The organism is Marinifilum sp. D737, assembly GCF_026672275.1.
Lineage (GTDB): Bacteria > Bacteroidota > Bacteroidia > Bacteroidales > Marinifilaceae > Marinifilum.
This window is the reverse complement of record NZ_JANQCD010000118.1, coordinates 1-359: the sequence shown is the minus strand read 5'-3', so window position 1 is coordinate 359 and position 359 is coordinate 1. Positions and strand designations below refer to the sequence as shown.

General features: G+C 41.2%; 1 protein-coding gene. It reads right to left on the bottom strand.

Features of this window, described 5'->3' with window-relative positions:
* Positions 1-359: hemoblobin-interacting domain-containing protein (locus NQ163_RS20690; RefSeq protein ID WP_268192200.1), on the bottom strand; the 359-nt coding region annotated here is incomplete at both ends.

The following is a 359-nucleotide window of genomic DNA, read 5'->3' as shown; positions in this document are numbered from 1 at the left end:
GCATCAGCATAAGTATCTGATTTTACCACCAAATTGGCCGTTCCCGCTGTTTGAAGAGCTGAATTTCCTCCACCTGGCTTCAGTGTTATGGTATTGGCTGTTCCATCGATATCGTAATCAGTTCCCGAACTTAGTACTGTACTATTGTAAGATACTTCTGATATCTTGGATTCCCAATCTGAATTGTCATCAAATGAAACCGTAAAATTGGCATCTACAGTTGCCGAACCCGCAGCGTTTAGCGATGGTGCAGAATTTAGACTTAAAGCAAATGAGTTGGATTCAAGAGTAAAACTTCCGCCACCCAAATCAAAAGTAATGCTAGCTGCTGTAACTTCTACGTTACTACTTGCGCTTAA